The organism is Halorussus salinisoli (assembly GCA_005239435.1).
Taxonomy (GTDB): Archaea; Halobacteriota; Halobacteria; order Halobacteriales; family Haladaptataceae; genus Halorussus; species Halorussus salinisoli.
Map to the genome: position 1 here is coordinate 896,620 of SZNP01000001.1, position 21,701 is coordinate 918,320.

At 66.0% G+C, this 21,701-nt stretch carries 21 protein-coding genes; 12 read left to right on the forward strand and 9 right to left on the reverse strand.

The genetic code is table 11. From position 1 onward, the window contains the following. Positions 1-68: 68 nt before the first annotated feature. Entirely contained in the window at positions 69-497 is a 429-nt protein-coding gene (locus tag E2484_RS08840; protein WP_137284834.1) for a universal stress protein, read from the forward strand. Positions 498-514: 17 nt separating this feature from the next. Here the strand turns inward: E2484_RS08840 and E2484_RS08845 are convergent, their stop codons facing one another. After that, on the reverse strand, positions 515-1,825 hold the full coding sequence (locus tag E2484_RS08845; RefSeq protein ID WP_321112200.1) for a KaiC domain-containing protein: 1,311 nt from the start codon (positions 1,823-1,825) through the stop codon (positions 515-517). A 98-nt stretch (positions 1,826-1,923) separates the two neighbouring features. On the opposite strand from E2484_RS08845, the gene E2484_RS08850 reads away from it, so the two are divergent. From E2484_RS08850 to E2484_RS08860, 3 genes are all read left to right on the forward strand, one after another. Continuing rightward, entirely contained in the window at positions 1,924-2,745 is an 822-nt protein-coding gene (locus E2484_RS08850) for an NAD(+)/NADH kinase (protein ID WP_137284835.1), read from the forward strand. Positions 2,746-2,796: 51 nt separating this feature from the next. Beyond that, the gene (gene mptA / locus E2484_RS08855) at positions 2,797-3,726 is read left to right on the forward strand and encodes a GTP cyclohydrolase MptA (protein WP_137284836.1); all 930 of its coding nucleotides are present in this window, start codon (positions 2,797-2,799) and stop codon (positions 3,724-3,726) included. Positions 3,727-3,857: 131 nt separating this feature from the next. After that, entirely contained in the window at positions 3,858-4,625 is a 768-nt protein-coding gene (locus E2484_RS08860) for a hypothetical protein (protein WP_321112203.1), read from the forward strand. A 213-nt stretch (positions 4,626-4,838) separates the two neighbouring features. On the opposite strand, the gene E2484_RS08865 is transcribed toward E2484_RS08860, so the two are convergent. After that, on the reverse strand, positions 4,839-6,557 hold the full coding sequence (locus tag E2484_RS08865) for a twin-arginine translocation signal domain-containing protein (protein WP_137284837.1): 1,719 nt from the start codon (positions 6,555-6,557) through the stop codon (positions 4,839-4,841). A 255-nt stretch (positions 6,558-6,812) separates the two neighbouring features. On the opposite strand from E2484_RS08865, the gene E2484_RS08870 reads away from it, so the two are divergent. Next, on the forward strand, positions 6,813-7,019 hold the full coding sequence (locus E2484_RS08870; protein ID WP_137284838.1) for a hypothetical protein: 207 nt from the start codon (positions 6,813-6,815) through the stop codon (positions 7,017-7,019). A gap of 38 nt (positions 7,020-7,057) precedes the next feature. Here E2484_RS08870 and pyrF read toward each other — a convergent pair whose 3' ends face one another. Further along, positions 7,058-7,987, reverse strand: coding sequence for an orotidine-5'-phosphate decarboxylase (gene pyrF / locus E2484_RS08875; protein WP_137284839.1), 930 nt, complete (start codon positions 7,985-7,987; stop codon positions 7,058-7,060). Between the two features lie 436 nt (positions 7,988-8,423). Between pyrF and E2484_RS08880 the strand changes: the two genes are divergently transcribed. Beyond that, entirely contained in the window at positions 8,424-9,080 is a 657-nt protein-coding gene (locus tag E2484_RS08880; RefSeq protein WP_137284840.1) for an HAD family hydrolase, read from the forward strand. On the opposite strand, the gene E2484_RS08885 is transcribed toward E2484_RS08880, so the two are convergent. Next, the gene (locus E2484_RS08885; protein WP_137284841.1) at positions 9,075-9,470 is read right to left on the reverse strand and encodes a hypothetical protein; all 396 of its coding nucleotides are present in this window, start codon (positions 9,468-9,470) and stop codon (positions 9,075-9,077) included. The genes E2484_RS08880 and E2484_RS08885 overlap by 6 nt on opposite strands. A 53-nt stretch (positions 9,471-9,523) precedes the next feature. Continuing rightward, a complete protein-coding gene (locus E2484_RS08890) occupies positions 9,524-9,976 on the reverse strand; it encodes a DUF2240 family protein (RefSeq protein ID WP_137284842.1) in 453 nt (150 codons plus the stop codon). A 379-nt stretch (positions 9,977-10,355) separates the two neighbouring features. Here E2484_RS08890 and E2484_RS08895 point away from each other — a divergent pair, with 379 nt between their 5' ends. Continuing rightward, positions 10,356-11,279 carry an HFX_2341 family transcriptional regulator gene (locus E2484_RS08895; RefSeq protein WP_137284843.1) on the forward strand — a complete coding sequence of 308 codons (924 nt, stop codon included), beginning with the start codon at positions 10,356-10,358 and terminating at the stop codon, positions 11,277-11,279. 3 nt (positions 11,280-11,282) lie between these two features. Here the strand turns inward: E2484_RS08895 and E2484_RS08900 are convergent, their stop codons facing one another. Together E2484_RS08900 and E2484_RS08905 are read right to left on the reverse strand one after the other, a co-directional pair. After that, on the reverse strand, positions 11,283-11,990 hold the full coding sequence (locus tag E2484_RS08900; protein WP_137284844.1) for a DUF1405 domain-containing protein: 708 nt from the start codon (positions 11,988-11,990) through the stop codon (positions 11,283-11,285). A 74-nt stretch (positions 11,991-12,064) separates the two neighbouring features. After that, on the reverse strand, positions 12,065-13,885 hold the full coding sequence (locus E2484_RS08905; RefSeq protein ID WP_137284845.1) for a formate/nitrite transporter family protein: 1,821 nt from the start codon (positions 13,883-13,885) through the stop codon (positions 12,065-12,067). 381 nt (positions 13,886-14,266) lie between these two features. Between E2484_RS08905 and pdxS the strand changes: the two genes are divergently transcribed. Then, on the forward strand, positions 14,267-15,175 hold the full coding sequence (pdxS, locus tag E2484_RS08910; RefSeq protein ID WP_137284846.1) for a pyridoxal 5'-phosphate synthase lyase subunit PdxS: 909 nt from the start codon (positions 14,267-14,269) through the stop codon (positions 15,173-15,175). An 84-nt stretch (positions 15,176-15,259) separates the two neighbouring features. Continuing rightward, complete coding sequence (locus E2484_RS08915; RefSeq protein WP_137284847.1) at positions 15,260-16,177, forward strand: CPBP family intramembrane glutamic endopeptidase; 918 nt, start codon at positions 15,260-15,262, stop codon at positions 16,175-16,177. Positions 16,178-16,220: 43 nt separating this feature from the next. On the opposite strand, the gene E2484_RS08920 is transcribed toward E2484_RS08915, so the two are convergent. Continuing rightward, a complete protein-coding gene (locus tag E2484_RS08920) occupies positions 16,221-17,102 on the reverse strand; it encodes a homoserine kinase (protein WP_137284848.1) in 882 nt (293 codons plus the stop codon). Between the two features lie 274 nt (positions 17,103-17,376). On the opposite strand from E2484_RS08920, the gene E2484_RS08925 reads away from it, so the two are divergent. Next, positions 17,377-18,021, forward strand: a complete 645-nt coding sequence (locus E2484_RS08925; RefSeq protein ID WP_137284849.1) for an adenylate kinase — start codon at positions 17,377-17,379, stop codon at positions 18,019-18,021. Between the two features lie 214 nt (positions 18,022-18,235). Here E2484_RS08925 and E2484_RS08930 read toward each other — a convergent pair whose 3' ends face one another. Beyond that, positions 18,236-19,897, reverse strand: coding sequence for a DUF4352 domain-containing protein (locus E2484_RS08930; RefSeq protein WP_137284850.1), 1,662 nt, complete (start codon positions 19,895-19,897; stop codon positions 18,236-18,238). A gap of 155 nt (positions 19,898-20,052) precedes the next feature. On the opposite strand from E2484_RS08930, the gene E2484_RS08935 reads away from it, so the two are divergent. Beyond that, positions 20,053-20,961 carry a DUF106 domain-containing protein gene (locus tag E2484_RS08935; RefSeq protein WP_137284851.1) on the forward strand — a complete coding sequence of 303 codons (909 nt, stop codon included), beginning with the start codon at positions 20,053-20,055 and terminating at the stop codon, positions 20,959-20,961. A 164-nt stretch (positions 20,962-21,125) separates the two neighbouring features. After that, the gene (cmk, locus tag E2484_RS08940; RefSeq protein WP_137284852.1) at positions 21,126-21,701 is read left to right on the forward strand and encodes a (d)CMP kinase; all 576 of its coding nucleotides are present in this window, start codon (positions 21,126-21,128) and stop codon (positions 21,699-21,701) included.

Genomic DNA, 21,701 nt, shown 5'->3' on the forward strand with positions numbered 1-21,701 from the left:
GGAGTCGGAGTTCTCACATCGCGGGAACTGCCTGAAACCTTAACCGACTACTCGACGTCTCTTCGAACATGACCAAGCAGATTATCGTCCCCATCGACGGGTCACCGCAGTCAGACGACGCGCTCGATTACGCCCTCGAAGAGTTCGCCGGCCACGACATCACCGTCCTCCACGTCATCGACCCCATCGACGCGGGTTACAGCGCGCCGGTCGGCATGCCCGGCGGGTCCGAGGAGTGGTACGAGAACGCCCAGAAGGAGAGCGAGGCTCTGTTCGAGGAGGCCCAAGAGGTCGCCGACGAGTACGGCGTCACCCTCGACACCGCCACGGAACTGGGCCGACCCGCCCGAACCATCGTGGGGTACGCCGACGACGAGGGGTTCGACCAGATCGTGATGGGAAGCCACGGGCGCTCGGGCGTCTCGCGCATCCTGCTCGGGAGCGTCGCCGAGACGGTCGTTCGGCGCGCGACGATGCCGGTTACGGTGGTGCGCTAACCTCCCGAGTTACTGCATCAAAATATGTTCGCCTGCCGGTAGACGCTGATTCCCTCGTTCGTGATGGAGTAGGGCTTGATTTCCCGGGAGTGGTTCGCGTCCCGAATCTTCTGAATCTCGACCGCGAGTCGGGTCTCCCGGAAGTCGTCGGTACTCCGGATGTAGCGCAGGATAAACACCGCGTCGACGAGGTACTCGATGATGCCGTGCCGGGAGGCGTAGGCGTTGTCCTCGCTGGCCTCGCTGGTGAGCATGGTCGTCACCCCGGCCTCCTTCAGGCTCTTGGTGAAGTCGTAGACTTCGTTCCGGCGGGTGGACTGCTCGTCGTACATCATCTCCAGTAGCGACACCGAGTCCAGCACGAGGCGGGTCGCGCCGAACTGCTCGACCAGTCGGGGCAGGTCGTTGCGGATGGAGGTGAGGCTGTTCGCCATCTCGATGGGGTCCAGGTCGATGACGGCGAGTTGGCCCTCCTCCTCGTACTCGTCGAAGGCCCACCCTTTCTCGGTCGCGGTGTTGACGATGCGGTCGTGGCTCTCTTCGAGGGTGATGAACACCGCGTTCTCGCCCGCTTCGAGGGCCTCGTGGAGGAACTGGAGACCGAAGGTGGTCTTGCCCGTCCCGGCCGACCCGATGGTCGTGACGAGCGAGCGCTCGGGCACGCCTCCCTGAATCATGCTGTCGAGACCCTCGATGCCGATGTCGATGCGCGGAATCGACGACTCGAACTCCTCGTCGTCGAACTCCTCGCTCTCGAACGGTTCGCCGTCGCCGAAGCCACCACCGAACCCCTCGTCGGTGTCCATTCCGAAGTCGCCGCCTCCGCCCGCGCCGAAGTCGCCACCCGCGTCGCCACCGCTGGCGGGACCGCCGCCACCTGCTGGCTCGGGCCCACCGCCGGGTGCGCTATCGAAGGCGCTGGCGAAGTCCTCGTCGAAGAGTTCGTCGTCCTCGGCGACCTCGTCGTCATCGTAGGGGTCGGCGTCGGCGAACCCCCCGCTCGGCGAATCGTCTGCCGGTGGTTCGTCCGTCGCCGGAGTGTCCGCCGGCGGGTCGTTCGCCGGCGAGTCACCGAACCCGCCCGGACCGTCGGCCGGTTCGGTTTCGGGGAGTTCGGCGTCGGTCGCTCCGGTCTCTCCGGGTTCCGTACCGTCGGCTTTCGAGTCCGTAGCCTCGGTCTCGACCGTCGCAGACTCCTCGTCTGCCGAGCCGTCGTCGCCTTCGTCTTCGCGGAGTGCGCGCTCGAACCAGTCGTCGTCCTCGGTCACGGGGGCCACCTCCTCGTCGGTCGAGCGCGATGCATGTCGGGCACCTCGGACCGACCGCATTTCAATGTTTCTCGCGTCGGCGGGATTCGTCTCCGTGGACTTCGCGTCGGCGGGCCTGCGTCGGCGGACTTTTGACGGGCGGGCGAGAAGGGTCAACGATGAGAGTCGGCATCGTCGCCCAGAAGGGGAACTCCCGCGCCGCCTTTCTGGCCGAACGGATACGCGAAACGCTGCCCGACGAGGTCACGGTTCGACTGGACGACGCGACCGCCGAGCGGTTGGACGGCGACGGCCACCCGGTCGAGGAGATGAACGAGTGCGACCTCGTGGTCTCTATCGGTGGCGACGGCACCTTCCTGTTCGCGGCCCGCGGCGCAGGTCCGACACCGATTCTTGGCGTCAACCTCGGCGAAGTCGGATTCCTGAACGGGGTCGCGCCCGACGACGCGGTCGAGACGGTCGAGGCGGTCGTCGCGGGGTATCGAGAGACCGATACGATTCCGGCGCGCGAGGTACCCCGGCTTCGGGCCGAGGGCGACGGCGACTGGTCGGTCCACCCCGCACTGAACGAAATCGTCGTCCAGGGGCCACAGCGAGGCCACGGCGAGGGACTCGACTACGAGGTTCGGGTGGACGGCCGCCTGTTCACCGGCGGGCACGGCGACGGCGTGCTGGTCTCGACGCCGACCGGAAGCACCGCGTACAACCTGAGCGAGGGCGGCCCCCTCGTCCACCCGGAGACCGACGCGCTCGTCGTCACGGAGATGTGTGCCGCCGAGTCGATGCCGTCACTCGTGACTTCGAGCGACAGCGAGGTCGAGATTCGGGCGACGGGGGCCGAGTTCGGCTACGTGAGTTCCGACAGCACGCGCGAGCGATTCGAGATGCCCGAATCGGTGACGGTCCGGCCGGACCCGGAGCCGACTCGGATTGCAGAGCCGTCGAGCGACTTCTTCCAGGCGCTCGGGAAACTCGATTGAGCCTTTCCGGAAGGGAAAGTCCTAATCCCACGGATTCGCTACCCTCCGATAATGGAAGAGCAACTGCCGGACGTACAAGCCTCCGAACCGGACGTGACCGTGGGGCTGAACCGCGTCGGCGTGACCGGCGTCAAGAAGTTAGTCGAACTCGCCCGCCCGGAGAAGCGCCCTATCGTGTTGACCGCGGAGTTCGAGGTGTTGGTGGACCTGCCGAGTTGGCGCAAGGGCGCGGACATGAGTCGGAACATGGAGGTCATCGACGAGATTCTGGAGGACGCGGTGAGCGAACCCACCTACCGCGTCGAGGACGTGTGTGGCGACGCCGCCGAGCGCCTGCTCGACAAACACGACTACACCTCGAAGGCCGAGGTCCGGATGGAAGCCGAGTACATGATCAAAGACCGGACGCCCGAGAGCGACCGCCCGACGCAGGCCACCGCCGACATCATCGCCAGCGCGACCGCGACCGACGAAGGGACCCGCGAGGAGATCGGTGCCCGAGTCACGGGCATGACGGTCTGTCCCTGCTCGCAGGGCATGATGGGCCAGACCGCGCGCGAGAAACTGGAGGACCTCGGCGTCGGCGAGGAGGAGGTCCGGGAGTTCCTCCAGGAGGTCCCGCAGGCGGGCCACTCCCAGCGCGGCCACGCGACCCTCACGGTCGAGAGCGACGGCGCGCCCGAGGCGAACCTCAACGACATCATCGAAATCGCGCGCGACTCGATGAGCGCCCGCATCTACAACCTCGCCAAGCGACCGGACGAGGACCACATGACCTTCGAGGCCCACGCGAACGCGAAGTTCGTGGAAGACTGCGTGCGCGACATGGCCGAGGGCGTCGTCTCGGAGTTCACCGACCTGCCCGACCACGCCGTGGTGACGATGAAGCAGAGCAACGACGAGTCCATCCACCAGCACAACGCCCACGCCGAGCGAGTCGCCGAGATGGAGATGCTCCGCGAGGAACTCGCCGACGACTGATATCGGACGAGCAGTCACTCGTCGATTCTCGTCTCTCCGTGCGGACGGACCCGGTTTGGCGCTTCAATCGATGCCTTCGCGACCGACAGTAACTACATAACTATATAATAAAATACATTAGTCGAATATCGATGCAGTTGACCGGGTTCGACCTCGCGGACTACGAACGACTCCTCGACGTGGCGCTGGCCAACGGCTGGCAGTTCGTCACCGTCGAGGAGTACCTTCGAGACGACGACCTCGAAGAGCCGTTCGTCGTTCTGAGGCACGACGTTGATCGGAAAGTAGGGAGCGCCGTGGCGATGGCGAACGCCGAGGCCGACCGAGACGTCCAGTCGACGTACTACTTCCGGACCAGTAAGTTCGATTCGGAGACGGCGCGTGCGATGAGCGAGCAGGGCCACGAGATCGGCTATCACTACGAGGATCTCGCCAAGACCCACGGCGACGTCGCCGCCGCTTACGACCGCTTCGAGAGGAACCTCGAACGATTCCGCAAACACGTCGACGTGACGACCGCGTGCGCTCACGGGAGTCCGCTGTCACCCCACAACAACACCGACATGTGGAGCGACGACCCGAACTTCGACGAGTACGACCTCCTCGGCGAGGCCTACCTCTCGATAAACTTCGACAACGACCGGCCGGCGGGACTCTACTACCTCTCGGACACCAGTCGGGACTGGAACCTCGACCTCCCGGGGTTCGGTCTCATCCGGAATACTGACGACGTGGTGGACGCGCTCCGCGCTCGCGCACGCTCGCGGCTCTACATGCTCGCGCACCCGTGCCGGTGGTCGAAGTCGCGCGTCGAGTTCCTGGAACGGTCGGGGTGGGACGTCACGACCGAGACCGTGAAGTCGCTCGTCGAGCGAGCGCATCGCATCCAGCGCGCGTAGCTTCCGGCGTCAGTTCGTAGCCACGGAGCAGTATCTCCGGTTCGTAATTGGAGTGAGTAGTTCCGCCTCCCGGCAGCCTCGTCGCCGACGGAGTTCGGACGGCGATTTCGGGTCGAGAGACCTCCAGACGACCTCGGCGCTGCCACCGTCGATTTCCGTAGCGGCGAGTGCCGGAGGAGAGACAGCGAGGTCGAAATCGTGCGGCTCGGAACTTTACTCCTCGTCGGCGTCGTCGAGTTGCGAGAGCGCGTACGCCGCCAGACTGCCCAACGCCCCGAGCGACGCGACCCACCCGAAACCGGGGACGGGAACGTCGGGGGAGTCGTCCGCCCGAGTGGTCGCCGTCGTGGTGAGCGCTTCGGTCGGGGTCGAGGTCTCGGCCGAAGTCATCGTTTCGGTCATCGGCGTCTCCGTCTCCATCGCTATTTCGGTCGTGGTCGGCGTTCGCGTCGTCGTAGTCGTCGTTTCGGTCGTCGTGGTCGTCGTCGTGGTCGAAGTGGTGTCCTCGTCCACCGACTCGCCGCCCGCGTAGTCGAAATCGTTTCCGCCACCTACACCGCCGCCACCGCCGCCACCACCACCGCCACCGCCACCACCGCCGCCGTCGCTTCGCTCCGTCGTTTCGGTAGTCGTAGTCGTCGTTTCGGTAGTCGTAGTCGTCGTTTCGGTAGTCGTAGTGGTCGGGTCGTCCGTAGCTGTCGTGGTGGTTGGCGTTTCTGTGGTCGTAGTGGTCGTCTCGGATGGGGTTGTCGTGGTGGTCGGGTCGGCTGTAGTTGTCGTGGTAGTCGTCTCGGATGGAGTGGTCGTAGTCGGGTCTTCGGTGGTCGTTGTCGTCGTTGCGGTAGTCGCCGTAGTGGTGGTCGGCGTTCCCGTGGTCGTGTCCGTCGTCTCCGTCGTCCGGGTGGTCGTCTGCGTGCCCGTGTATCCGAGTTCGTCGAGGGCGTGCTGGAGGGTCACGATTTCGACGTTCCGCTCTTTCGCCATCTGGATGGTCTCGCGGATGCGCTCGGGCGGGAGTTTGTCCTCTCCGTGGCGGTTCCACCAGCTGTGGCCGCCGAAGATGCCCAGCACGTCCTCGTCGCGTACTCTGTCGAGGAAGGTGCCGATCTCGTCGTACGTCATCTGTCCCTCGCGGAAGTAGCGCCGCGAGAGGTGCGGGAGATTGAGGTTATCCACGGGATTCAGCCCCGGGTCGCCGTTCACGTCGTCCGAGTTGTCGGCACCGGCGTTCGGAACCGCGGTGTAGTACTCCGGAACGAGCTCCTGGGTTCGCCCGCCGAACCCGCCGTACGGCATTACGACGTTGGTGACGTCGAGGCCGTACTCCTCCAAGGTCGACTGGGACTGCCCGAGCGCGTGACGGATGAGGTCGTCGGAGTACCGCTCGACCGTCTCCGAGGCGCTGAACGACTGCCCCACGGGCTCTTGGAGCGTGAGGTACTCTTCTCCGCCGTCCTCGCTCCCTTGGCCCGAGACGGTGACTATCTCCCACGTACTCCCGTCGGTGATTCGGATCGTGTCGCCGGCGATCTTGCCGTGGTTGTTCCCGGTGACGTAGATCCGGCTATCGCCCGCTGCGACGTCGCGAGTCACGGAGATGGTCGCCAGCGCCCGGTGTTGGACGGTGTGGGACATAATCTCCCAGCCCGCATCGCCGAGTTCACGGAGTTGGGACTCCGAGAGCGCGCCGCTGTCTCCGAGTCGCGAGGAGACGACCGCCGAACAGGCGGGGACCCCTTCGGGCTCGTGGGCCTCCTGATACGTCTGGGTGTAGTCCTCGACCACGCCGTCGTCGTAGGTGAACACCAGCATTCCGGCCGCGCTCTCCTGAGCGACGGAGCCGAAGACGAGACCGCTGGTCGTCGCTCCGACGGCACCGACCGCGGCCGCCTTCAGGAACGTCCGTCGGTTCTGAGACGTGGAGTCGCTCATCTATCCGTAGGTGCGAGCGACCGGGTGACCGTTTGCGAGACGCCTCGTGCTGAGAACCTTCTCCGTGTGTACTCTGCGTTCGGATTCATGGGGACCACTGTTGCGGAACTTGGGTACGGGTATCGCTACCATTGTTATGCGGACCCGAACGCGTCTACAGAGAGGGTCTGTAGCGACGCGGCTTCCGAGATGGCAGTGCCTGACTGCCCGCACACTCATGCCCCTCGAAGCCCTATCGAAACCGAGTAAAACCCCATGAGTGTCACAGGCCTCTGTCAGATCTGCGAGCAGAACGAAGCCGAACACTCCTGTTCCAACTGCGGGACGCTCGCGTGCGAGGAGCACTGGGACGAGGCGCTCGGTCTCTGCGCGCAGTGCGCCGCCACCGTCGAACGCGGCGAAGGCGGCGACGGGACCGTCCGGCCCGACGACCTCGACGACGACGAAGTGATGCGGTTCTGAGGGCGATTCGGGTCTGACGCCGGAAACCGCCTCGTCGCTCACCGATGCCGGTTCAGTTGGCGCTTGAGTCGCCGGGCCGACTCGCGGGCCGCCGCGGCGTAGTCGTCCTGCCCGCGGCGGCGGCCGCGGCCCGCGGTCTCGCCAGCGTAGAGGACCTCTCGGGACGTCTCGACAAGTCCGACGGCTTCGCCCGCGCCACGATGCGGAGCGACTCCCTCACCGCCCTCCGAGACGGCGTGCGCGGCCACCTCGGGGTCGTTTCTCGCGCCGCCGACCACGAGAAACGGGAGGCCCGGCGCGCGCTCTCGGAGCGATTCGACCGCCTCGCTCGGCCCGCCGACGAGGAGGCCCACGTCGGCCGCGGCGTCGTCGGCCCACGACGCCGCGAGGTCGGCCACGCCGTGAGCCAGTGTCGCTCGTTCCTCGTCGTCGCCTCGGGTGGTTTCCTCCTCTCCGTCGCCCTCCTCGGTAGGTTCCGCTTCGCGTTCCTCGCCAGCGAGGTCTCGGTCCTGAAGGTCCGTCGCGCCCGCGTTCGGCGTCCGGCAGGTCACGAAGACGCCGAGACCCTCGGACCGACCGGAGTCGCCGTCGAGAAGCGGCGCGAGGGCGTCCCGGCCGAGATACGGCGAGACCGTCACGGCGTCCACGCTGTCGAGCAACTCGGCGTCCGGGTTCGGCACGTCGCTGTACTTCGCGTCGAGGACGACCGGGACGCCGCGACCGTGAGCGAGCGCGACGGTCTCGGCCATCGCGGTCCACCCCTCGGCGTCGGCGTAGAACGCGGGCGTCACCGCGTACGCCGCCGCGTGGTCGTGGGTCGCGTCGATGATCCGACGGTTGAACGCCCGTCGCGGGTAGTCGTACTCCCGGCAGTCGTCGGGCAGACGGGCGAGGTCGGGGTTCAACCCTATCGAGAGCATCCCGTCGGTCGCCCGGATTCGCTCGCGGAGGCGGTCGAAGAACGCCATACCCGAGGTTGCGATGGCGCGGTCAAGGCTCTTGTCTTCGGACGTTCGAGCAATATATATGAATGTTTGAAGCACCACATTATGTGTATAAGAATCAAATGCATTCACTTCCGTCTCGTTTGGGTTGTGAGTCGTGGCTTGCCTGCGGTGCTTGGAGAGCGGACTCGTGGACGAACGCAGCAGGGGAGCTAGCTACTCCGCGAGTCACGGAAGACTGCACAGCACGGCCCCGCACCGCAACTGCACCGCGACAGCCTCACGCCTCCCCTCCCGTTCACTCCCTTCAGTCGTTTGTCCCTCACGCGCATGTGTGCGACCTCGAACAGCGAGTTCGCTCCAGCGCGCGCCGGGGTGGAAAAGTCAGAGCCCCGACGGAGTGGAATCGTGTTCGGTCGCTGCCGTAGGTCTCAAGAGGGCGTTGGACCAAGAGAGTCGCGTGACCATCTCTGCCGTCGTGTTCGACTTCGACTACACGCTGGCCGTGCCCGAGCGTTCGCGCGAAGCGGTGCTGGCCGAGAGTACCGAGGCGGTCGGCGCGCCCGACCTGTCGCGCGAGGCGTACCTCGAAGCCCACGCCGAGCATCTCGACAGCGAGAGTCGGACGCCCATCTTCGCGGAGTTGCTCCCCGAGGAGAGCGATACCGATCCCGAGGCGCTCGCCGCCGTCTACCGCGAGAACGTCGCCGAGTCGCTTCGCCCCGTCGAGGGCACGCCCGGCCTGCTGGCTGACCTCAGCCGGGAGTACGCGCTCGGACTGCTCACCAACGGTCCGTCGGAGGCCCAACAGAGCAAACTCGACCAGTTCGACTGGGTGGACTGCTTCGACGCCATCGCGATTACGGGCGACCTCGACGCCGGGAAACCCGACGAGCGCGCCTTCGAGGCGGTTCTCGCCGACCTCGGCGTCACGCCCGGCGAGGCCGTCTACGTCGGCGACGACCCCGAGGCCGACGTGGAGGGCGCGCGGGACGCCGGACTGTACGTCGTGCAGGTCGTCTTCGAGGGCGGACCCGACCCCCATCCGGACGCCGACGCCTACGTCGAGCGCGACTCGCTCGCGACCGACTTGCCGGGCGTCCTCGCCGAGCTATAGCACCGCGACGAGCACGTCGGTCGCTCGCTTGACCTCTGCGCCGTCCTCCACGAAGACGAGCGTCCGCGGGGGCTGGACCGACTTCGGTCGGACGCGCAGGTCCGCCGATTCCGCGACTTCGGCCGCGGCGTCGGCCTCGGCGCGGAACTCGACGCGGACCCGGTCGTCGTGGACGTAGACCTCCGCGAGAATCTCGGCGTTCTCCCCGGGGTCGTCCTCCCCGAGTTGGCGTGCGATTTCGTAGGCCAGTTCCCCGTCGGCCGACCCCTCCACGTCGGCGTCGGCGTTGACGACTTCGAGGGCGTCGAGTCCGGAGTCCTCCCGGCTCGACACCTCCGAGGAGAGCAGTTGGGCGATGCGCTTGCCGTCGGTGGTTCGGTCCTCGACCATACTCCAAAATCGACGCGGGACCGAATCAGCCTTCGGCTTTGGGTTTCTCGGAGTCAGTCCTCGGCTTTCAACTCCGCGCGGGCCTCGGCGGCCTCGCTACTGGCGTCCACGCCGCGTCGCCGGGCGTACACGACTGCCGCGGCCTCGATGGTCACGCCGAGGTGACTCTGGAGTTCGTTGATTTCGGCCACCGCGGTCTGCTTGTCGGTCCCGGCGGCGACCACCTTGTCGAGTAGTTTCTCGAACGTCGATTGCTCCTGGAGGATGGACTCGTCGGGCACGAACTCGTCGGGGACCTCTACGTCGCTAAGTTCGAACTCCGCGACCACCTCGCCGTCGCGTTGGGCGAGCAGGCCCTGTCCGGCCGCCACGTCGATGAGACGCTCGGCTTGGTCGGGCGAGAACCAGTCGCGGTCCAGCGACAGCGCGACGACGAACTCGCTCTCGGGCATCGACTCGCGTCCCTTCTGCTGGAACGGAGCGGCGACTGCACTTCGGAGACTCATCGGTCTGAAGGGTGTGGTTTTGGCGCGTAAAGGTGGCGGTTCTAGGTTGGAGACGGTCCGTCATTTATTCGTGATATCTCGGGAGCGTAGGTGCGAACTCGTTTTAGAAAGCCCTCGCGCGCTCGCGGTCGCTCAGCGGGATATTCAGCGCGCGCAGAACTGCGCGCGCTGAATAGTGGCCTGTCTGAGACGACCACGGGCCTGCGGCCGCGAGCGCGCGACCCCTTTATCCCACCCGCGGTGGTTTGGTCAGTTAGCGCATTTCGGTGGGTTGGTCGGGCGAGCGTTACTGGTGATTGGTCGGCCGGGCGCGAAACGCGGGCTGACGGAGTACCGCGAAAGCTTGGGGTTTAACCTCTCGTCACCGCAACGGGGGCATATGCAGACCCACATCGTCCCGGTCGGCTTCGACTACGACCGGCTTATCGCGCCGCTCGTGCGCGACCAGTTGGACGTGGACCGCGTCATCCTGCTGGAGGGCGCGGTCGGGAGCGAGGCCAACGTCGAGTACTCTCAGAACCTCTCTCAGAAACTGGAACAGGACTTCCAGAACCTGCTCGGGGCGACCACCGAGCGCGTAGTCGTCGCCGACGTGTACGACTACGACGCCGCCTTCGAGCAGGCCTACGACCTCATCAACGCCGAGTTGGACGAGGGCCGCGAGGTCTGGGTCAACATCTCCGCGATGCCCCGGACCGTCAGTTTCGCCTTCGCCACGGCGGCCCACTCGGTGATGGTCGAGCGCGAGGAGGACCGCGAGAAGATTCACACCTACTACACCGCCCCGGAGAAGTACCTCGAAACCGAACTCGCCGAGGAACTCCGGCGGCAGGCCGACCTGCTCGAAGACCTCTCCGGGGAGACCGAAACCCCCGACGAAGTCGCGGACGACCGCATCGAAGGGCGCCTCGACAGCGCCCGGGAACTCCTCTCGGAGTTCGACGAGCGCGGCACGACCATCGGCGCGAAGCGCGTCGGCGACGGCCACATCGCGGAGATTCCGGTCGCCTCCTTCTCCAACGTCAAGCCCTTCGAGGAGGTCATCCTGTTCAAACTCGGCGAGGAGGGCGTGTTCGAGTCGGTCTCGGAACTCGCGGAGGCTCTCGCCAGCGAACTCGACGAGGAGTACACCGACAGTTTCCGGTCGAAGGTCATCTACAACGTCGATAGGTTGGGACCGGGCGGGAAGGGGTACATCGAGCAGGAGGAACACGGAAAATCGTATCGAACTCGGTTGTCCAGAATCGGCGAGTTGTGGGTCCGGGCGCACGCGAACGGCGAGGTAATCGAAGACGAGACGTAGGAGCTACGCGCTCACTTCCAACTTCTTCACTCTGGTCGCCAGCGCCAAGAACGTCGCCGCGATGGTAATCACGACGGCCCCGGCCGCCGCGATCTCGTGGATCGGCGAGGGGTGCGAGAACCCGTACGCCAGTGCCTCCTGCCCCGGAAGCACGGTGTGGTGTGGCGTCCCGACGACGGGGAGGAAGTAGTCCACGACGTCGTTGAACCCGTACCAGACCACCGCGACGAACACCGCACCGACCGGGAAGTCGCTGTACCGATGAATCAGGAACGCCTCGGCGACCATGGCGAGGTGGCTCCAGAACAGGAAGTTGTACATCAGCACCGAGTTGTACGAGAACCCCTCCATGAACGCCAGCAGGACGAAGGGCGTCCAGAGACCCAACTTGAGACAGCCGAAGAACGCGAGGGCGTTGACGACCTCCGAGTTCCGGCCGAGTTTCCAGAGCGCGAGACTGGCCGCGATGAAGAGCGTCGCCACCGGGCTGTCGGGGACGAACGGCCACATCACCGGCGGTTCGGCCGCGAACTGCCACGTTATTAGGGGGTCCGACAGGGGGAACGGGTGGAAGCCGTAGTACCAGAATCCGAACGCGGTCCCGGCGAGGTTGACCGCGACGATGGCCCACGCGTACCGGAGCGCGAAGTCCTCCAACGACTCCGGCAGCGGCGCGAGATACCGCGGCAGGTCGGCGCGGTCGGGGAGCATACCCGACTCGTCTCACGTCCGGCGCAAAGCTTTGGCGGTCTGGCGTCGAAGTCGCGGCCCTCCGGTCAGCGACGCTATCGCCGACCGAAGAGGCGCTGGCGAACGCTCCGGTCGGTCGGGCGCTCGGCGAGCACCATCGAGCGGTCCACCTCGTTGACGACGTCGAAGTGCAGGGAGTTGGTCACGAGCCGCGAGAGCAGGCCCTGCTCCGTCGCGCCGAGAAGTATCAGCGAGTGGTCGACGGCCCGGCGAGCGATCGCTCCCTCGACGTCGCCGGAGTCGTCGACCGCGAGCGCGGCGTCGTCCAAACCGTGGTCGGCGGCCCAGTCGGCGAGGAACTGCTGGCCCGCCTCCTGCTCGTCGGGGCCGTCTACGACACGCAGGAGCGTGACGTCCGAACCGGCGGTCGCGCGGAGCGCCCGCGCGACTTCGGCGTTCAGATCGGCGTGGGCGTTGTCCGCGACCGGCAGGAGAATCCGCGACGCGTCCAATCCGCGGTCCTTGAACACGAGGACGTCGGCGGGTAGTCGGCTCGTGAGCTCATCCAGCGGGCGCTCGGCGCGACCGGCCGACCACAGTCGGTCGTCACCCCAACCCATCACCACGAGGTCGGCGCGCTTGCGCTCGGCGGTGTCGAAGATTTCCTCGAACGAGCGGTGGGAGACGACCGTCGAGGTCTCGTATTCGACGTGGTAGTCGTCCGCGATGTCGCGGATGCTCGCCATCAGCGCGTCGGAGTCGGCGACGATGCGCTCGCGCTGGTTGACGCTGTACCCCCGAGGCGTCCGGTCGGGAGTCTGAACGACGTGGACGACGTGGACGACGGCGTCGTCCTTCTGGCTGGCGAGCGCGCAGGCGAGTTCCACGAGTGCCGACTCGGTCCGCGGATTCGATATCGGAACGACCAGCCGATACCGGTCCGCGTCGGATGCTGGCGCCTCGTGGGTGTCGATGAGCGGGACGTAGGAACGGCCCGCCAGTCCTCCCAACAGCCACTCGCGGATCGACAGCTGTCGTTCGGCGCCGTCGAAACGGGCCGATTGGAGGCGGTTCTCGGTCGTCTGGAAGTAGTTGACGACCGTGACGAGCACGACCCCGCCGAGGGTGTTGCCCAACAGGACCGGGAGGACGAACTCGCCGAGGCCGACCGCGACGGCGAGCTCTCCGTGGAGAACCAGGTACACCATCTCGGTGAACGAGACGACCGAGTGGTACAGTCCGCCGATTGGAATCGACAAAAAGGCGATGTAGACGACGGCGAGTCGGGATATCGTGTCACGGGCGGCGTACTCCACCCAGACGACGCCAGCGACTATCAGTCCGGCGAAGGCGGCCTTGGAGAACAGGCTCCACCAGGCCGTCTCGACTCCCTTCTGGCCGAGGTCGGCCGCCACCGTCGCGGCCTCCGGCGAGAGTACGCCACCGAAGGCGAGCGCGGCCGCCCCGAGTGCCCCGCCCGTGAAGTTCCCGGCCAGCACGACCGTCCAGTTGCGCAACAGCGCCGGGATACTGGCCAGTCGTTCGAGCGTCAGCGCCACCGGCGGGAGCGTGTTCTCCGTGTACAACTGGTAGCCCCCGATGATGATGTATATGAACCCGAGCGGGTACAACAGCGCGCTCACCACGGGGTCGCCGCCCGTCGAGGCCGTCAGCGAGACGTACAGCATGAACGTGATCGTGATGGCGAAGCCGGCGGCGAGGGCGCTGAAAAACAGTTCGCGGCTCCCCGAGGTGATCTCCTCGTCGGCCGCCGCGATGATTCGCTGGAAGATCTCGTCCGAGGAGAACCGGTCGCGGACGACCGAACCGACCGCCGGCGCGCCGCTTCTGGAGCGTTCGACCGCTTCTCGTACCGACTCCTCCGGGTCGAGAGAATCAGCGTCGGGGTCCGTCATTGTCGAGTTTGTCTCGCAGAAAGACTAATGATTTGGCATCTCGGTTCGAACGCCGGTGTGGTCGCCGGAACTCGAACGACGGCGGATGGCGGGAGACCGACCCACAACGTCGTCAATAATCGGTACGCAGTGCACTACTCCTGTCTACTCTGTTTCGTTCCGCGCCACGCTCGCATTCGATTGCGGACCCAGGAAGAGTAAATACTGTCTATAGTACGATTCCCTGATTACAGGCGTCGTTTCAGGAGCAATTTAATCGCGTGACGGCTGTGTTCCCGTGTTTGAAGAACGAGAACCCGAGGAGTGAACCGACCGAATAGTGCAGGCGGACAGGGACCGAACCTCGCAAAAGTTAACCCGTCGCGTCCTCAGTTTCCAGACATGGCCGAAGAGACAGACATCGAGGAACTCAAGCGAGGAAGCGAACTCGTCAAGCGCGGGTTCGCCCGGATGCAGAAGGGCGGCGTCATCATGGACGTAGTGAACCGCGAGCAGGCCCGCATCGCCGAGGACGCGGGCGCTGTCGCGGTGATGGCGCTCGAAGCCGTCCCCGCCGACATCCGTAAGCGTGGCGGCGTCGCGCGGATGGCCGACCCCGCCGACGTAGAGGAAATCATCGACGAGGTGTCCATCCCGGTGATGGGCAAGTCCCGCATCGGCCACACCAAGGAGGCCCAGATTCTGGAGGCCGTCGGTGTGGACATGATAGACGAGTCGGAAGTGCTGACCCCGGCCGACGACCGCTACCACATCGACAAGCGCGAGTTCACCTCGCCGTTCGTCTGCGGCGCGCGCAACCTCGGCGAGGCCCTACGCCGAATCGAGGAGGGCGCGGCGATGATTCGGACGAAGGGCGAGGCCGGGACCGGCGACGTGAATCAGGCGGTCCACCACCAGCGCGCCATCAAGGGCGCGATTCGGAAAATCGAGGGGATGACCCACGAGGAGCGCGAGGCCTTCGCCCGCGAAATCGAGGCCCCCGCGCCGCTCGTCCACGAGACCGCAGAGGAGGGTCGCCTCCCGGTCGTCAACTTCGCGGCTGGCGGCATCGCCACGCCCGCGGACGCCGCGCTGATGATGCACCACGGCTGTGACGGCATCTTCGTCGGGTCGGGCATCTTCGGTGCCGAGGACCCCGAGGCGATGGCCGACGCCATCGTGGAGGCGACGAACAACTGGGACGACCCCGAGCGACTCGCCGCCATCAGCAAGGACATCGGGTCGGGCATGAAGGGCGAGGCCAACGCCGACCTGTCCGAGGAAGAGAAGTTGCAGGGTCGCGGGAACTGAGCAGGCGTCGTACTCCGTCGTTCGCGCACTGCGGGAACCGACGGACGAACTTTTCGTGACGGCCGACGTCGGTCCGACCGAACCATGCCATCGGTCTCCGCCTCGGCGTTCGGCGACTGGCTTCGGAACGGTCCCACCGGAGACCTCTGGGGCTACTTCCTCTTTTCACACGGCTGGGCGTGGCTCTGGTGGAGCGTGAACATCGTCGCTGGCTTCGACGCCTTCGGATTCCCCGGCGTCGTCTTCACGGTACTCGGCGGGGCCGGACCGCCCCTCGGTGGTATCGTCATGTCGCGGGTCACGTACGGTCGTACGGGAGTGCGCGACCTCCGGAACCGCCTGACCGACGTTCGGCGGATTCCGCCTCGCTGGCTCGCGGTCGTCGTCCTCTTCGAACCGGCGATTACCGTCGTCTCGGGGGTCGTCGCGACGATTCTCGACCCCGGTACTCGCCACCTCTCGGTCGAGGAGTTGACCGGACTCGCGGCCGACCCGCTCGGCCTGCTGGCGTACGCGGGGTTCGTCCTGATACTCGGCCCGCTACCGGAGGAAATCGGCTGGCGGGGGTACCTCCTCGACCGGTTTCAGGTCCGGTGGTCGGCGCTCACTTCCGGGGGCGCGGTCGGCGTGGCGTGGGCCGCGTGGCACGCGCCGCTGTTCGTAATGGCGGGTTACTACGCGAACCTCGACTTCACGCCGAATCCGGCGGAGTTCGGATTCCTGATAATCGTCGGGTCGGTGGTGTACACGTGGGTCTTCGACAACACCAGTCGGAGCGTGTTGGCCGCCGTCCTCTACCACTTCGTCGGGAACTTCACCGGGCAGGTCGTCGAGCGCTCACCGCTGGCCGACGACGTGTGGACGGCGGTGTTCGTCGTCGCGACCGTCGTGGTCGTCCTCTGGTGGGGACCGACGAACCTCCGACGGGAGGGAGCGCGGCCGCGCCCGCCGGTGGGGAGTCCCGACCGGAGACCGCCGACCGAAGAAAAGCCGACCGACTGAAAGAACGCCGACCGACTGACGGAAAGGGGGAGCGCTACCTGCTTCAACGATGGAGTTCCGCGCCGGTTCCGATTTCGGTCTGGTAGGCGCACGCATCGACTCCGGCATCGCCGAAGGCTCCGACCATCGCCGAGGCGACGGCCCGGCGCTGGTCGCGGTGGCGACACACCGCCAGGACGCCGGGACCCGCGCCGGAGACGGTCACGCCGGTCGCGCCCGCTTCGCGGGCGGCCTCGTCCACCGCGTCGTAGCCGTCGATGAGGTCTGCGCGAGCGGGCGTCACCACCGGGTCGGTCAGGCCTCGGCCGACGAGTTCGGGGTCGTCGCGGGTCATCCCCGCGACCAGCGTCGAGGCGTTGCCGACCGTCTCGACCATCTGGTCCATCCCGACCGACTCGGGGACGACGCCGCGGGCGTCGCGGGTCGAGACGACGGTTTCCGGCAGGCAGACCACGACCGGGAGGTCGGCGTCGATTCGCGTGATGCCCTCGTCGGTGACGATGGTGAACCCGCCCAGAATCGAGGGGGCCACGTTGTCGGCGTGGGCGTCGCCCGAGACGACCGCCTCGCCTTCGGCCGCGAGCCAGACCAACTCCTCGTCGGAGAGTTCGCGGTCGTAGAGTTCGTTCAGTGCGACCGCCGCGCCCGCGGCGCTCGCCGCCGAAGAGCCGAGGCCCGACGAGGGCCGGACGCCTTTGTCGATTTCAATGTGGGCCGGCGCGTCGAGTTCCCGGGCGACGACGCCCGCGGTGTTCTCCGCCGGGTCGGTCGGGACGTACTCCGCGCCCGTCCCGGTCACTTCGATGGTCGTTTCGCTGGCGCGCTCGACCCGCACTACGTCGGCGGGGCGGGTCAACGCCACCCCGAACACGTCGAAGCCACTCCCTAGGTTTGCACTCGTCGCCGGGGCCCGCACCGTAAGCATGCCCGTGCATAATCAGGGCCAAATCAAAAACTTGCCGGGGTCGTTCCGAGAAGTGGCGTTCCGAGAGGAGCGTTCGGTGGGGAGACTGGTTCGGTTTCGAGAGTTCTTGTCTGTACTCGCGGTTGCGGTGCCGTGCGGTGCGGACTGATTGGTTCGACGACAGTCGGCGTCGTGGAGGGTGGCGACGACGATATCGTGAGACGATCGAACGCCCGGCGGGTCACGTCCGTCCGGTTTCTTTAAGCCTTTATGCGAGGGCGATGGAGTTCCAGATATGAACCCGCACGTTCTGATACTCGGTGCGCCGGGCGCAGGAAAAGGAACCCAAAGCGACAGAATCGTCGAGGAGTTCGGCGTCGAACACGTCACGACCGGCGACGCCCTCCGCGGGAACAAACAGATGGACATCAGCCATCTCGGCCTCGAGTACGACACGCCCGGGGAGTACATGGACCAGGGCGAACTCGTCCCCGACGCCGTCGTCAACGAAATCGTCGAGAAGGCGCTCTCGGACGCCGACGGCTACGTGCTGGACGGCTACCCGCGGAATCTCGACCAGGCCGAACACCTCTCGGACATCACGGACCTCGACGCGGTGGTCTACCTCGACGTGGACGAGGACGTGCTGGTCGACCGACTGACCGGCCGCCGGGTCTGCGAGGAGTGCGGCGCGACCTACCACGTCGATTTCAACCCGCCGGAGGAGGAAGGCGTCTGCGACGTGTGCGGCGGCGACCTCTACCAGCGCGAGGACGACACCGAGGAGACCGCCCGCGAGCGCATCAGAGTGTACGAGGAGAACACCGCGCCGGTCGTGGAGTTCTACGACGACGAGGGGAGTCTGGTCCGCATCGACGGCGAGCAGACCCCCGACGAGGTGTGGGAGGACGTGAAAGCCGCTATCGAGTCCCAGGCGTAACCGTCGCACTCGATTTCGTCGCCTCTTTTCGCAGTTCCGCGATTTCGTTCCGAATGCAGACCCGTCAGAGCGAGACCGTATCGGTGCGCGCCGCGTCAGCGCCCGAAAACAGAACCGACTACCTCGGCATCAGAATCAACCTCCTCGGAAATATTTCTATACCTTTAGAACGGGGAAATGTGTATCAAAGAAACGAGATTATTTCTTCGAGCAGTCACTCCGACCACTCCGCCATCACGTCGTCGCCCGACGAGCAGCGCACGACGAGTTCGCCGACGGGCACGTCGTCGGGTATCTGGAACACCAGCCATCCCGAGTGGGTCTCGCCCGGTCCGTACTCCGACTTGGGGGAGTAGAACCGCCCCTCGACCGGCGAACCGAGGCGCCCGTCGTCGTCGGACGACTGGTGGAACACCGAGTAGGCGTCACCGTCCGCGACGACCGAGAAGGCGCTCCGTTCAGGGAACGCGACCGGTTCTGCGGCGTCGTTCTCGACGGCCACCGAGACGAACGCGAACGTGTTCCCGTCCGGTGCCCGATACGTCTGATTTCCGCCCTCGTCGTAGATGTACGACGGGAGCAGTCCCTCGAAGTAGTCGGACCCCACGTCGACGCGAACCGTCGCACCGTCGGGCGTCGTGAACGACTCGGCCAGCGCGCGAGTCGCCGGATTGACCGTCACGCTCTCGCTCGCCGACCCCGGCCTGAACCGGTATCGGGCGCGACCCGACGCGGGAGGCGCGAGTTCGGTCGTCCACGTCGCGCGTGACCCGGCGGCCACCTCCAGTTCGAGCGTCTCGCTCGCGCGCCAGTCGGTCTCGTCGGCGTATCGGCGTTCGAGACCGGCGCGATACGTCCCCGTCACCGAACCCGTGTTCTCGACGGTCGCGGACACAGTGACCGACGTGCCGAGTTCGATTTCGGCGGGCACCTGTACGTCCGTGACCTCGAATCGGGGAAGTTCGACTCCATCGAATCGCCATCGGGCCTCCGGAATCGAGTCGCGTCCCTGGTCGCTGGCGTCGGTCGTTTCGCCGGACGCTTCGGTCGTTTCGCCGGACGCTTCGGTCGTTTCGCCGGATGCGTCGGGTTCGTCTCGCGTTCGGTTCCACCCGACCTGAAGACCCTCGATCGCTCGCGCTCGGGGGACTTCGGCGAGGAGCCACCCCGACCGCGTCTCGCCCGGGCCGACCGCTCCCCGATGGAAGGGGTCACCGTCGAGGCCCGCGACGGCGTCGAGGCCGCGGTCGCTCCCGTCGAGTCCGGTGAGTACCTCGCCGTCGGCCACGTCGAAGGAGTCCGGACCGATGCGAACGTCGCTACTCCCTCCGGTCTCTACTGCGACTTCGACGGCGACGAGGACCGACCCGCGGTCCGGAGCGAGGACGGCCCGTCCGTCCGCGGCGTCGTAGAACACCGCGGAGAGGAACGACGCCTCCGAGACGGAGACGCCGGGACCGTCCGAGAGTTCGAATCGCTCACCGGGCCGGAGCGACCGACTCGCGGCCGAGACGACGTGGGACGCGCCGGTCTCGGCGAGTCGGAACCGCTGGTGCCCGGCGTGGCCCATCGAGAAGGGACCCGCCTCGACCGTTCTGGACTCCGAGGCCCCGACGTCTCGAATACGGATTTTCGTCTCCGCGTCGGCGTCGCCGACGGTCAGCACGTCGGCGAAGTCGCCCGACCGTCCGCCGCCGTTCGTCACGGACACCGACAGCGAGAACGACTCGCCGACTCCGACCTCGCTCGGGCCGGACAGCGATACGTCTTCGAACTCGGCCGGTTCTCCGCGGAGCGTACTGCCGAACGCCTGACATCCCGAGAGCGAGGGAAGAGTGGCGACACCGGCGAGAGAGAGGAGTTTCCGACGGTTCATATTCCCACGTCTGACAGGCCGTTTATAGTTCCACCGGCCGAAGCGGCGACCGTCGCGGTGGCCGAAACGCGAGCTACTGCGGTGGGCCGACGATTCGAGGTGAGTCGCGCCCGAGAGCGAAAGTTGATTAACCGGGGAATTCCAAATCTGTCACAATGGCACGGACCGCGGACAAGATAGAGTCGCTCATCGCCGAGGATTCGGCGATGGCCGACGCCTTAGCGGTCGTCTACGACCGCACCGACGGCGGCTCCGAACGAATCGAGTGGGCCGAGGTGAACGACGAACTCACGAGCGGCCAGTGGGGCCGCCTCATCGAGAAAGACGTGTTGGAGAGCGTCGGCGACGAGTTCCGACTCGCGGACCCCGACGCAGTCGAGGCGGCGCTCGACGACGAACCGACCACTACCGTCACGACGGACACCGACATAGAGGACGTGGACACCGAAGAGTCGTCGTGGACGAAGTGGGACAAACTGGCGGCGGTCGGGGCTGGCGGACTGTTCCTCGGTTACTCGCAGACGGCGGTTCGGGACGTCATCGGGGGTGCCGTGAACCTGCTTCTGGGTCCCATCGACGCGGTGGTCCCCTTCTACATGGTCGTGTTGGTCGTGGCGGTCCTGACGGGCCTGTTCACCACTCTCCTGCAAGCGAACCTGATGGACATGGACAAGATGAGCGCGTATCAGGACCGCATGAAGGACATTCAGGAGAAGCGCAAGCAGGCCAAAGAGCGCGGCGACGACGAGGCGCTCGAACAGATTCGAGAGGAGCAGATGGACGCCATGGGCGACCAGTTGGGCATGTTCAAGGAGCAGTTCCGCCCGATGGTGTGGACGATGTTCTTCACCATTCCGGTGTTCCTCTGGATCTACTGGATGGTGCTGGACGGCCACGTCAGTTCCGGGGAGTGGACCATCGTCGCGCCGCTCATCGGCGAGGCACGGTGGACCTCGAAGATCCTCGGTCCGATGCAACTCTGGATCGTCTGGTACTTCCTCTGCTCGATGAGCTTCACGCAGTTGCTTCGGAAGGCGCTGAACATCCAGACGACGCCGACGTAACGGCCGTCTCGACGCCGGCGTAACGGACGACTTCGTTCCAGTTTCGCTGCCGGAATATCGGTTTTCGCCGCCGTTTCGTTCTCGAACGACGAGACCACTCCTCGAACGACGGAGGACCGTCGCGAGTTCAAAACCTCTTTCATACCTCCACTCCGAGATGAGATATGCTAATTACAGTCTCTGGACCGCCGGGGAGCGGAAAGAGTACGACCGCCTCCAAACTGGCGGAGGCGCTCGACCTCGACCACGTCAGCGGCGGAGACATCTTCCGGGAACTCGCAGACGAGCGCGGGTACACGCCTTTGGAGTTCAACAAACTCGCCGAGGAGAACGAACAGATAGACCGTGACCTCGACCGTCGCCTGCGGTCGGTCGCGGTAGACCGCGACGACGTGGTGCTGGAGTCGCGTCTCGCCGGATGGCTAGCGGGCGACGTGGCCGACTTCCGGGTGTGGCTCGACGCACCGCTCGACGTTCGGGCCAAACGCGTGGCCGACCGCGAGGGGAAACCCGTCTCGGAGGCCCGCGAGGAGAGCGCGGCCCGCCAGAGCAGCGAGGCCGACCGCTACGAGGAGTACTACGGTATCGACATCACCGACCTCACCATCTACGACCTCTCGATAAATACGGCCCGCTGGAACGCCGACGCGGTGCTGGACATGCTCGTGACCGCCGTCGACGAGTACGACGCCGAGGTAGACGAGGGGAAGTACCCGGTCGAAGCCGACTACGACTTCTGA

Excerpts from the sequence above, each read along its gene's own strand:
- E2484_RS08840 (WP_137284834.1), top strand. The coding sequence starts at position 69 with ATGACCAAGCAGATTATCGTCCCCATCGACGGGTCACCGCAGTCAGAC.
- E2484_RS08845 (WP_321112200.1), bottom strand. The coding sequence starts at position 1,825 with ATGCGGTCGGTCCGAGGTGCCCGACATGCATCGCGCTCGACCGACGAG.
- E2484_RS08850 (WP_137284835.1), top strand. The coding sequence starts at position 1,924 with ATGAGAGTCGGCATCGTCGCCCAGAAGGGGAACTCCCGCGCCGCCTTT.
- mptA (WP_137284836.1), top strand. The coding sequence starts at position 2,797 with ATGGAAGAGCAACTGCCGGACGTACAAGCCTCCGAACCGGACGTGACC.
- E2484_RS08860 (WP_321112203.1), top strand. The coding sequence starts at position 3,858 with ATGCAGTTGACCGGGTTCGACCTCGCGGACTACGAACGACTCCTCGAC.
- E2484_RS08865 (WP_137284837.1), bottom strand. The coding sequence starts at position 6,557 with ATGAGCGACTCCACGTCTCAGAACCGACGGACGTTCCTGAAGGCGGCC.
- E2484_RS08870 (WP_137284838.1), top strand. The coding sequence starts at position 6,813 with ATGAGTGTCACAGGCCTCTGTCAGATCTGCGAGCAGAACGAAGCCGAA.
- pyrF (WP_137284839.1), bottom strand. The coding sequence starts at position 7,987 with ATGGCGTTCTTCGACCGCCTCCGCGAGCGAATCCGGGCGACCGACGGG.
- E2484_RS08885 (WP_137284841.1), bottom strand. The coding sequence starts at position 9,470 with ATGGTCGAGGACCGAACCACCGACGGCAAGCGCATCGCCCAACTGCTC.
- E2484_RS08890 (WP_137284842.1), bottom strand. The coding sequence starts at position 9,976 with ATGAGTCTCCGAAGTGCAGTCGCCGCTCCGTTCCAGCAGAAGGGACGC.
- E2484_RS08895 (WP_137284843.1), top strand. The coding sequence starts at position 10,356 with ATGCAGACCCACATCGTCCCGGTCGGCTTCGACTACGACCGGCTTATC.
- E2484_RS08900 (WP_137284844.1), bottom strand. The coding sequence starts at position 11,990 with ATGCTCCCCGACCGCGCCGACCTGCCGCGGTATCTCGCGCCGCTGCCG.
- E2484_RS08905 (WP_137284845.1), bottom strand. The coding sequence starts at position 13,885 with ATGACGGACCCCGACGCTGATTCTCTCGACCCGGAGGAGTCGGTACGA.
- pdxS (WP_137284846.1), top strand. The coding sequence starts at position 14,267 with ATGGCCGAAGAGACAGACATCGAGGAACTCAAGCGAGGAAGCGAACTC.
- E2484_RS08915 (WP_137284847.1), top strand. The coding sequence starts at position 15,260 with ATGCCATCGGTCTCCGCCTCGGCGTTCGGCGACTGGCTTCGGAACGGT.
- E2484_RS08920 (WP_137284848.1), bottom strand. The coding sequence starts at position 17,102 with ATGCTTACGGTGCGGGCCCCGGCGACGAGTGCAAACCTAGGGAGTGGC.
- E2484_RS08925 (WP_137284849.1), top strand. The coding sequence starts at position 17,377 with ATGAACCCGCACGTTCTGATACTCGGTGCGCCGGGCGCAGGAAAAGGA.
- E2484_RS08930 (WP_137284850.1), bottom strand. The coding sequence starts at position 19,897 with ATGAACCGTCGGAAACTCCTCTCTCTCGCCGGTGTCGCCACTCTTCCC.
- E2484_RS08935 (WP_137284851.1), top strand. The coding sequence starts at position 20,053 with ATGGCACGGACCGCGGACAAGATAGAGTCGCTCATCGCCGAGGATTCG.
- cmk (WP_137284852.1), top strand. The coding sequence starts at position 21,126 with ATGCTAATTACAGTCTCTGGACCGCCGGGGAGCGGAAAGAGTACGACC.